Annotated in this window: 2 protein-coding genes; one reads left to right on the forward strand and one right to left on the reverse strand. The window is 68.0% G+C overall.

Annotated features, from left to right (window positions below; all coding sequences use genetic code 11):
* A partial coding sequence (locus AB0J68_RS29490; protein ID WP_363941833.1) for a hypothetical protein occupies positions 1 to 964 on the reverse strand: 964 nt, incomplete at its 3' end.
* A 590-nt stretch (positions 965 to 1,554) separates the two neighbouring features.
* Here AB0J68_RS29490 and AB0J68_RS29495 point away from each other — a divergent pair.
* Positions 1,555 to 3,375, forward strand: a complete 1,821-nt coding sequence (locus tag AB0J68_RS29495) for a glycoside hydrolase family 6 protein (protein WP_355066059.1) — start codon at positions 1,555 to 1,557, stop codon at positions 3,373 to 3,375.
* Positions 3,376 to 3,488: the final 113 nt, after the last annotated feature.

The raw sequence follows: 3,488 nt of genomic DNA on the forward strand, positions 1-3,488 counted from the left end.
AGCCGTACTCGTCGTCGGAGCCGTACTCGTGGCCCTTGGACTCCCAGCCCTTGTCGGAGCCGTACTCGTCGTCGGAGCCGTACTCGCGGCCCTTGTCGGAGCTGTACTCGCGGCCCTTGTCGGAGCCGTACTCGTCGTCGGAGCCGTACTCGTTGCCCTTGGACTCCCAGTCCTTCTTGTCTTCGTCCTTGGAGTCCCAGTCCTTCTTGTCCTTGTCCTTGGAGTCCCAGTCCTTCTTGTCTTCGTCCTTGGACTCCGAGTCCTTCTTGTCCTTGTCCTTGGACTCCCAGTCCTTCTTGTCGCGGCTGTCGTCCGCGTCCTGGCCGTGCTCCTCGCCCGTCCAGTCCTTGCTGTCCTCGTCGCGGGAGGCGTCGGCGGCAGCGCCGCCGCCCTGGCCACCGGGCTGGGCGTCATCGGCGGACGGCTGCGACTCGTCGTCGCCGTGCTCGTCCTTGCCGTTCTCGTCCTTGCCCTCGTGGTCCTTGCCCTTGTCGTCCTTGCCGTGCTCGTCCTTGCCCTGCTCGTCCTTGCCCTGCTCGTCCTTGCCGTGCTCGTCCTTGCCCTGCTCGTCCTTGCCCTCGTGGTCCTTGCCCTTGTCGTCCTTGCCGTGCTCGTCCTTGCCCTGCTCGTCCTTGCCGTGCTCGTCCTTGCCCTTGTCGTCGTGGTCGTAGGAGTCCTCCTCCTCGCTCCACTCGCCGCGGTCCTCGCCCCGGTCGTCCCGTACCGGCTTGAGCTTGACCTTGCCGGTGACCTTGGACCACACGAACGCGTGCTCCTGCCGATCCGGGCAGATCTCGAGGAGCTTGACCTCGTCGCCGGCCTTCACGACGTGCGGCTTGGCGAAGACCTTGCCGTCGTCGTCGTGGTGCCCGTCAGCGAACGCGATCCCCGGCGCGAACACCAGGAGCGACGCGCCGCCGAGTGCGGCGCCCGCAACGACCTTCCCGAGCATCTTCTTAGCCATGACCTGCGTCACTCCATCCCTGTTGTCCTGAGCTCGGCGACAACCGAGCTAAGACCGACGTTAGACCGTTTCATGACTTATCAAGTGAAAGATTCGTGTTCTCACCTTTACTAATAGTAAGTAGCAAAGGAGTGCTACGGGGCTTTCGCGGCCCGTAGTGCCGTCTCGGGTCCCGCAGGACCTTGCGTACGCACCGCGCTGTTGCCGACCCGCAGTGCTCGACCCGCGGCGGTCATCCCGGTAACGGACGGCAGGTGCCGCTCGCGCTGCTCGGGGGTATCGTCCGAGTCGAGGGCAGGCCGCGCATCGAGCCATTGCCATGGAAGCGCTCCCATGCAAGAATCGGCGCACGCGGTTCGGGGAGCCACACCGCGCAGGCAGGTCGTCGAGGGCATCCGGTTCGCCGGACGACAACCGGCCGCCGAGCGGTCGGTGTCGCGCCGGCCAATCACCACCAACCACCACCGCCCGTCCGGGTCGGGCACCCCCCAATGAATCCCGTGGCGCCGGAGGCCGTCCGTGCAGGACGCCCGCCGGGCCGTCTCGCCGGGCCGTACGCGAGCCCGGTCTCGCCCAAGGAGATCAGTGGCATGAATGTGTGGAGAAGGCTGTCCGGCCCACGCCGGACCCTCGCGCTCGCAGGCGCGGGCGTTCTGGTCGCCGGCGGGCTGGTGACAATCCCGGTCACCGCGGCGCAGGCCGCGACGCAGTGCGACATCGCGTACACGACCAATGACTGGCAGGGCGGCTTCACCGCCAACATCACCATCAAGAACCTCGGCGACCCGGTCAACGGTTGGACGCTCGGCTGGACCTTTCCCAACTCCAGCCAGCGGGTGCAGCAGGGCTGGTCGGCCACCTACACCCAGTCCGGCAGCCAGGTCACCGCCCGGAGCTTGTCCTACAACGGCACCCTCGCCAATGGTGCGTCGACGAACATCGGGTTCAACGGCGCGTGGAGCGGCAGCAACCCGAAGCCGACCTCGTTCACCCTGAACGGTGTGGTCTGCAACGGTGGCACCGGTAACCCGACCACCCCGCCGCCGACCACGGCCCCGCCCACCACGGCCCCGCCGACCACGGCGCCCCCGACCACGGCGCCGCCGACCACGGCCCCGCCCACCACGGCCCCGCCGACCACGACTCCGCCGGGCACCAAGGTCGACAACCCGTACGCCGGTGTGCGCGGGTACGTGAACCCGGAGTGGAAGGCCAAGGCGGATGCCGAGCCGGGTGGAAGCCGGGTCTCGAACAACCCCACCGCCGTCTGGCTGGACCGGATCGCCGCCATCAACGGCACTCCGAACAGCAGCTCGAACGGCGCGTTCGGGGTGCGGGAGCACCTGGACGAGGCGCTGCGCCAGGGCGCCGGCTACATCCAGTTCGTGATCTACAACCTGCCCGGCCGGGACTGCTCGGCGCTCGCCTCCAACGGTGAGCTGGGCCCGAACGACCTGCCCCGGTACAAGGCCGAGTACATCGACCCGATCGCCGCGATCCAGAGCGACTCGAAGTACCGGAACCTGCGGATCATCAACGTCATCGAGATCGACTCGCTGCCGAACCTGGTGACCAACACGTCCGGTCAGGCCGGCGGCACGGTCATGTGTGACACGGTCAAGGCCAACGGCGCGTACGTGAACGGCGTCGGCTACGCCCTCGCCAAGCTGGGCGCGATCGGCAACGTCTACAACTACATCGACGCCGGGCACCACGGCTGGCTCGGTTGGGACAGCAACTTCGGCCCGACCGCCGACATCCTGAAGACCGCCGCGGTCGCCTCCGGCAGCACGGTCAACAACGTGCACGGCTTCATCACCAACACCGCGAACTACTCGGCGCTCGTGGAGCCGTACTTCAAGATCACCGACACCGTGAACGGCCAGACGGTGCGGCAGTCCAAGTGGGTCGACTGGAACTTCTACGTCGACGAGCTGTCCTTCGCCCAGGCGTTCCGTACCAAGCTGATCTCGGTCGGCTTCAACTCCAACATCGGCATGCTGATCGACACCTCCCGCAACGGCTGGGGCGGCGCCAACCGGCCCACCGGCCCGGGTGCGACGACAAGCGTCGACACGTACGTCAACGGTGGTCGGATCGACCGCCGGGCCCACGCCGGCAACTGGTGCAACCAGGCCGGTGCCGGTCTCGGTGAGCGGCCCCGGGCGAACCCGGCCACGGGTATCGACGCCTACGTCTGGGTGAAGCCCCCGGGTGAGTCGGACGGCTCCAGCAAGGAGATCCCGAACAACGAGGGCAAGGGCTTCGACCGGATGTGCGACCCGACGTACGGCGGCAACGCCCGCAACGGCAACAGCCCGACCGGCGCCCTGCCGGACGCGCCGATCTCCGGTGCGTGGTTCTCGGCTCAGTTCCAGGAGCTGATGCGCAACGCGTACCCGGCTCTCTGATCGGGTAGCTCACGCGCCAACCCGCCGCCGGCAGTAGGTGAGGCACTGCCGGCGGCAGGTTTCCCGGGGTGCCCCGGCCGGCCCGGAAGGGCGGGGCGGGGGCCCCCCCGTGT

Origin of the sequence: Micromonospora sp. NPDC049580, assembly GCF_040675595.1 — a bacterium.
Lineage (GTDB): Bacteria > Actinomycetota > Actinomycetes > Mycobacteriales > Micromonosporaceae > Micromonospora.